The sequence below is a fragment of the Candidatus Delongbacteria bacterium genome (assembly GCA_041675285.1).
GTDB lineage: Bacteria > CAIWAD01 > CAIWAD01 > CAIWAD01 > CAIWAD01 > CAIWAD01.
The window spans coordinates 169,928-177,068 of sequence record JBAYTZ010000008.1; the positions used below are offsets into that span (position 1 = coordinate 169,928).

At 63.7% G+C, this 7,141-nt stretch carries 4 protein-coding genes; 3 read left to right on the plus strand and 1 reads right to left on the minus strand.

Annotated features, from left to right (window positions below; all coding sequences use genetic code 11):
- Nucleotides 1-9: 9 nt before the first annotated feature.
- The 3 genes from WC326_10030 to WC326_10040 all read left to right on the plus strand — a co-directional run bounded on the left by WC326_10030 (nucleotide 10) and on the right by WC326_10040 (nucleotide 4,508).
- Nucleotides 10-1,497, plus strand: coding sequence for an NADH-quinone oxidoreductase subunit M (locus tag WC326_10030; GenBank protein MFA7331397.1), 1,488 nt, complete (start codon nucleotides 10-12; stop codon nucleotides 1,495-1,497).
- A gap of 1 nt (nucleotide 1,498) precedes the next feature.
- Nucleotides 1,499-2,941 (plus strand): NADH-quinone oxidoreductase subunit N, encoded by a 1,443-nt coding sequence (locus WC326_10035; GenBank protein MFA7331398.1) that lies wholly within the window; start codon nucleotides 1,499-1,501, stop codon nucleotides 2,939-2,941.
- 79 nt (nucleotides 2,942-3,020) lie between these two features.
- Nucleotides 3,021-4,508: a sodium:proton antiporter gene (locus WC326_10040; GenBank protein MFA7331399.1), complete on the plus strand. Its 1,488-nt coding sequence runs from the start codon at nucleotides 3,021-3,023 to the stop codon at nucleotides 4,506-4,508.
- Between the two features lie 761 nt (nucleotides 4,509-5,269).
- Here the strand turns inward: WC326_10040 and WC326_10045 are convergent.
- On the minus strand, nucleotides 5,270-6,262 hold the full coding sequence (locus WC326_10045) for a T9SS type A sorting domain-containing protein (protein ID MFA7331400.1): 993 nt from the start codon (nucleotides 6,260-6,262) through the stop codon (nucleotides 5,270-5,272).
- Nucleotides 6,263-7,141 lie beyond the last annotated feature (879 nt).

Here is a 7,141-nt window from a genome sequence, read left to right on the forward strand (position 1 = left end):
GACACGCCCATGCTGCACCAGATCCTGCCCCTGCTGACCTTCTTTCCCCTGGCGGCCCTGCTGCTGCTCTGGCTGATCCCCGCCCGGCAGACGGGGCTGTTGAAGGGCGCGGCTCTGCTGCTGTCCCTGCTGGAATTCGCGCTCAGCATCCCGCTGTTCACAAGTTTCGACGTGGCCACGGCCGGCCAGTACCAGTTCGTCGTGCAGGCGGACTGGCTGCCCCGGCTGGGGATCTCCTTCCACATGGGCGTGGACGGCATCTCGCTTTTGCTGGTGCTGCTCACCACCCAGCTGCTGCCGATCATCATCCTGGCCAGCTTCCACGTGGAGAAGGCCCTGAAGGGCTACCTGATGCTCTTCTTCCTGATGACCACGGGCATGGTGGGCGTGTTCGCCAGCCTGGACCTGATCCTCTTCTATGTGTTCTGGGAGCTGGTGCTGATCCCCATGTACTTCCTGATCGGGATCTGGGGCGGCACGCGGCGGATCTACGCGGCGGTGAAGTTCTTCCTCTACACGATGGCGGGCAGCGTGCTGATGCTGGTGGCCATCCTGGTCATCCACTGGAACACGCTGGTGCCCGGGCTGGGCCGCACCTTCGACCTGCCGCTGCTGCTGGAGCACTTCCATCCCGCCGCCGGGACCCAGCTCTGGCTCTTCGCGGCCTTCGCCGTGGCCTTCGCCATCAAGGTCCCGATGTTTCCGCTGCACACCTGGCTGCCCGACGCCCACGTGGAGGCGCCCACGGGCGGCAGCGTGATCCTGGCCGGCGTGCTGCTCAAGATGGGCACCTACGGCTTCCTGCGCTTCGCCCTGCCCTTCTTTCCCAGCGCCGTGCAGGCCCTGCTGCCGCTGCTGGTGGGCCTGGCGGTGGTGGGCATCGTGTTCGGCGCGCTGGTCTCCATCGTCCAGAAGGACATGAAGAAGCTGGTGGCCTACAGCTCCGTCTCGCACCTGGGCTTCGTGATGCTGGGCCTGTTCTCGCTGCAGACCATCGGCGTCTCGGGCGCCGTGCTGCAGATGATCAACCACGGCCTCTCCACGGGCGCCTTGTTCCTGGCGGTGGGCGTGATCTACGAGCGCCGCCACACGCGCCTGATCGCCGACTTCGGCGGGCTGGCGGCGGGCATGCCGCTCTACGCCTTCGTGCTGGTCTTCTTCGTGCTGTCGTCGGTGGGTCTGCCCGGCCTGAACGGCTTCGTGGGCGAGTTCATGATTCTGCTGGGCTCCTTCCAGAGCCAGCCCGGACCGACGGCCATCGCCGCCTCGGGCGTGGTGCTGGGCGCCGTCTACCTGCTCTGGATGGTGCAGCGCGTGCTCTTCGGCCCGCTCGCCAACCCCAAGAACCAGGGCCTGCCCGACCTGAGCCGGCGCGAACTACTGGTCTTCGCGCCGCTGATCGTGCTGGTGATCTGGATCGGCGTCCAGCCGCAGCCGCTGCTGGACCGCATCAATCCCGCCGTGGAGGCGACCCTGGAACTGATGAGGAACCGCTGAGATGGACCTGAGCACCCTGAATCCGGCCAGCCTGCTGCCCGAGCTGATCCTGGCGGGCGGCGGCCTGCTGGTGCTGCTGGCCAACGCCCTGGGCGGCCGGCGCGCCGACGGCTGGCTGAGCCCGCTGAGCGCCCTGGCGGTCCTGGCGGCCCTGGCCTTCTGCCTCTTCCCCGTGACCCGCGAACCCGGCTACTTCGGTTCTGTCCAGTCCGATCCGCTGGCCTACGCGGGGCGCACCACGGTGCTGGCCGCGCTGCTGCTGCTGCTGCTGGGCGGCGCGTCCTACCTGCGCCAGCGCACCCTGCCGCGGGCCGAGACCCTGGCCTTGACCCTGTTCGGCGCCACGGGCATGCTGGCCCTGGCCTCCGCCGGAGACCTGATCACGCTCTTTTTGGCCATCGAGGTGCTCAGTCTTTCGCTCTATGCGCTGGCGGGCCTCCTGGGGCAGCGGACGGAATCGCGCCACGCGGCCCTGACCTACTTCCTGACGGGCTCCTTCGCTTCGGCCTTCCTGCTCTTCGGCCTGACCCTGCTCTACGGCGCCGCGGGCACGCTGAACCTGGCGGAGCTGGGGCTGGGCATCGCGCGCCATGGCGGCGGGGCGCAGTGGATCGCGCTGGGGGGCATCGTCCTCAGCCTGACCGGCTTCCTCTTCAAGGTGGGGGCCGTGCCCTTCCACTCCTGGCTGCCCGACGTCTACACGGGCAGCCCCAGCTGGGTCACGGCCTTCATGAGCACGGGCGCCAAGGCCGCGGCCTTCGCCGGCTTCGGCCGCCTGCTGCTGCCGCTGGCGCCCCAGTCCACGGCCTGGGCCTCGCTGCTGGGGATCTGCGCGGCGCTGACCATGATCGTGGGCAACTTCAGCGCCCTGGGCCAGGTGAACGTCAAGCGCATGCTGGCCTTCAGTTCCGTGGCCCACGCGGGCTACCTGCTGCTGGGCCTGCAGGCCACGGGTTACGCCGGGGAGAGCCTCGAGGCCGTGCTCTTCTACCTGCTGCCTTACGGCCTGCTCAACGTGCCGCTCTTCCTGATCGCCGCGCGGGTCAGCCGGGCGGGCGGCGGGCGCTACCACATCGACGACTACAAGGGGCTGGCCAAACGCGACCCCGTGCTGGCCGGCCTGCTGGCCGTGCTGCTGCTGGGCCTGGCGGGCATCCCGCCGCTGGCGGGCTTCATGGGCAAGCTGCTGGTCTTTTCCGCCGCCGTGCGCGCCGGGCAGACGGGTCTGGCCGTGCTGGGCATCCTGACCAGCGTGGTGGCCGTCTACTACTACCTGCGGCTGGTGGTCTTCGCCTACTTCCACGAGCCCGCGCCGGCGCGGACGGAGCGGCTGGAGTGCGACCGCGGACTGACCCTGGCCGCCGGACTGGCCGCCCTGGGCGTGCTGGTGCTGGGCGTCTGGCCGGGCCTCTGGCTGGAACTGACCCGGGGAATCGGCCTGTAGCGGGCCCATTCCAGTGCCCATAACGGATCCGGCCGCCGGAGCCCGGCGGGTCGGGTCCGTCCTCCTGAAAGGACGCCGCATGAAATTGTTCGAGCGCATGATCCGCCGGCTGGGGGCCGCCGCCCTGCTGTTGTTGACCCTGCCGGGCCTGGCCCGGGCCGCGGAAGCGGCCACCCATCCCTCGCTGGGGGAGAGCCTGCCTCTCTGGAGCGCCATCCCCTTCGCCGGGATCCTGCTCTCCATCGCGCTGTTCCCGCTGCTGGCCCCGCACTTCTGGCACCACCACTTCGGCAAGGTCTCGGCCTTCTGGTCCCTGCTCTTCGCCCTGCCCTTCGCCGCGGCTTACGGCCTGCACCAGGCCACCTACTCGCTTTTGCACATCGTAGTGCTGGATTACCTGCCCTTCATCATCCTGCTCACCGGGCTGTTCGTCATCGCCGGCGGCATCGCGGTCAAGGGCAGCCTGGCGGGGTCGCCCAAGGTCAACACCCTGATCCTGCTCATCGGCACGCTGCTGGCCTCGTGGATCGGCACCACGGGCGCGTCCATGCTGCTGATCCGCCCGCTGCTCAAGAGCAACGCCATGCGCAAGAACAAGATGCACGTGGTGATCTTCTTCATCTTCCTGGTGTCCAACATCGGCGGCGCGCTGACGCCCATCGGCGATCCGCCGCTCTTCCTGGGCTACCTGCACGGCGTCTCCTTCTTCTGGACCCTGCTGCACTGCTGGCTGCCCATGACCTTCAACGCGCTGATCCTGCTGGCCGTCTTCTACGGGCTGGACCGCTGGCTGCTGGCCCGGGAGGGCGGACTGCCCGCTTCCACGGCCCCGACGGAGCGCCTGCACGTGGAAGGCCTGCCCAACTTGCTGCTGCTGGGCGGCGTGGTGGGGGCCGTGATCCTCAGCGGGATGTGGAACAGCCACCCGGCCTTCCTGGACGCCGCGACGGGCTCCCTGCGCGGCCTGACCCTGCTGCCGGGCGCGCATCCCATCGTGCTGCCCTACCTGAACCTGCTGCGCGACGGCGCGATCATCGTTCTGCTGCTGGTCAGCCTGAAGATCACCCGGGCGGAGACCCGCGCGGCCAACGACTTCAACTGGGAGCCGATCCTGGAGGTGGCCAAGCTCTTCGCCGGCATCTTCATCACCATCATCCCGGCGCTGGAGATCCTCAAGGCGGGCACCCACGGCGCCATGGCCTTCATCATCGAGCGGGTCTCCAGCGACGCCAGTTACTTCTGGGCCGCGGGCTCGCTCTCCAGTTTCCTGGACAACGCGCCGACCTACCTGACCTTCTTCAACACGGCGCTGGGCAGCCTCTATCCGGGTCTGACGGAGGCCCAGGCCGTGCCGCTGCTGATGCAACACGGCACGACGCTGATGGCCATCAGCTGCGGCTCGGTGTTCATGGGGGCCAACACCTACATCGGGAACGCGCCGAACTTCATGGTCAAGTCCATCGCCGAGCAGTCGGGCGTGAAGATGCCCAGCTTCTTCGGGTACATGGCGTGGTCGGTGGGCATCCTGATCCCGCTCTTCGTGCTGAACACGGTGTTGTTCTTTTAGCTGGGGGCCGGCGCCTCGGCATTGGTGCTGATTGCTTATCTGACCTGGCTGTTCGTGGTGTGCGGGCAGCCAGGTTTTTTGTGGTCGGTTTTGGTTGTTTACCACGGAGACACAGAGACACAGTAGTGTACTGGGATGAGCTTGCGTGGTAGGGTTCTGGCTCGGTGTACTGCCAGGCTTGGGCTTGGAATTTTGGTGCACTTGGATCGCACGAACAATCGCAGCCTGGCTGTTCGTGATGAGTGAATATCCGGGATGTTTTATGCCTAGGTTTAGTTTGTTTACCACAGAAACACAAAAACACAAAGACGCAAAATAATAGAGATGCAGGGTTTTATTGGAATAAACGGGTTTGGCGGAATCCGGCTCAGCTTATTGCCGGGGATTGACTTCAGCTTTTTCGATGGACTTGGATCGCAGGAAGACACGAATTCTCAAAATATTGGTAGGTATTGATAGTGAAATTAAAACAGCATTCTCTTATTATGAGTTGTTTCTTAATTCTAAATTCAACGGCAATTGATTCAAATTTCTACAAATCAGAAATCATATCTGAACTTCAAATTAACTGCGCGAAGATAAAACTACTCGTAGCACCAGTTATATCAACGGCGATGAGCCTGCAAGTTGACTCTGTGACTCTGTGACTCTGTGACTCTGTGTCTTTGTGTCTTTGTGGTGATCCCCCCGAGGCCCGAGGAGAGAAAAGCCGGGCACCCCTGAACGGGATGCCCGGCTGGCGGGTCCGTGACGTATGGAGCTTACTTGGTCAGCACCAGGCGGCTCACCTGCTGGCCGGAGACCGTGCTCAGGCGGGCCAGGTAGAGACCGGAGGGCAGGTTGCCGGCGTGGAAGGCGACCTGGTGGGAACCGGCGCTCAGGCTGCCGTTCACCAGGCTGGCCACCTGCTGGCCCTGGAGGTTGAAGATCGCCAGTTCCACGTGGCCCGTCTCCGCCAACTCCACGGCCAGGGTGGTGGTGGGGTTGAAGGGGTTCGGGAAGGCGCGGATCAGGTCCGGGCTGGTGGGCAGCGGCTGGGCTTCCACCTGGCCGTCATCCGTGAAGCAGGCTTCGCCCAGGATGACGTCCTCGCCGATGCCGTCGTCCCAGTTGGCGCCGGCAAAGACCTGGAAGTTGAAGCAGATGGTCGTGGCGTTCAGGTCCTCGAAGTCGCCGAAGTTGCTTAAGGCGATCTCGAAGTCCGGGCTGGCCAGGAAGGGCGAATAGAAGTGGCCGCCGTAGTTGGCCGGCAGCGGCGCGCCGAAGCAGGTCGGCAGGCCGAAGGGCAGATAGCTGAAGGCGCTGACCCCGATGCCGGTGGCCGTGCCGAAGAAGCTGTCGCCGGCGATCACGTCGTAGGTGCCGTCCTGATCGAAGTCGAAGGCGATGCAGATGGCCTCGGAATTGGCCAGGTCGGCGTAGTCCGCGCCGCCATTCTGGGCCAGCCAGGGCGAGGTGAAGCCGTCGATGCCGTCGCCGTCGGCGTCACCGGCCACGCCGAAGAAGTCCAGGCCCACGGCCAGAACGCCCGTCGTCCGGTTCAGCTCAAAGCTGGCGCCGGTCATGTCCCAACCAGGCACGGTGCCGGGAGGGGCATTGAAGGTGGGCACCGAGACGTCGCCCAGCGGATCCGGCACGCTGACGACATCGGTGCCGTTGAAATCTGTCGGGACCACTCCCGTGAACACGGCCGGAAACGCTGCCGGGCCGAAGGCCAGCGTTCCCAACAGTGCGAACAGCAAACGCTTGGACATAACTTTCCCCCCAAAGGTCAATGGATGTTGACGATGTTCAGGTCTTGTGGCACATGGACTGGCGTCCACGGACTCTCTGAGCAAGGAGCGTGCCAAGCGAGAATGGGGTGGTTGCTAGCTTTGCGCAGCTTTGAGGAGTGCGTGGCGGAGCGTGGTGAGTGCTCGAGATCAGGCGGGTGGAGCCGGGGATTGAACAGTCGCTGAATGTTTGGTCAGAATCAAGGGATGACGGGCCGGGATTGGTTTTCTGAGGTAGGGGTTGATTGTTTTTAACACGAAGGCATGGAGACTCGAAGATTAAATTGGTTATTCTTGGATAATTACAAGAGGATTTTATTGACTTTTTTTGTGGTAGCTGTAATGGTGACTGCCGGAGAATCTGTAACACAGAGGCACAGAGACACAGAGGATGTACCTGTTACGCTTAGCATTGAAAAAGTGATTAATATCAATTGTGATAATCTATATATAACAACGAATGCTATCACATCATTCTAAAGATTAAAGCGTTTTATTTTGAATCAGTTACTTTGGTGTGATTGGTCTGATTTAAACACAGCAACACAGAAACACTGATACATCGGAATTAAGGATCAATGATAGGGCAACGAGTCTTTGAGTCTTCGCGCCTTCGTGCGAAAGACAAATTTCGGCAAAGCCTTCGCCGCGCCAACGCCAACGCAGCGGCTCAACCTGAAAGACGATTCCTGTCCCAGCTGTGTCTCTGTGGTATGGTCCCAAGCCCGCGAGAGAGAGAAGCCGGGCACCCTTAGCGGATGCCCGGCCCTTGTCGTCAGGAATGCGTGGCGCTTACTTGGTCAGCACCAGGCGGCTCACCTGCTGGCCGGAGACCGTGCTCAGGCGGGCCAGGTAGAGACC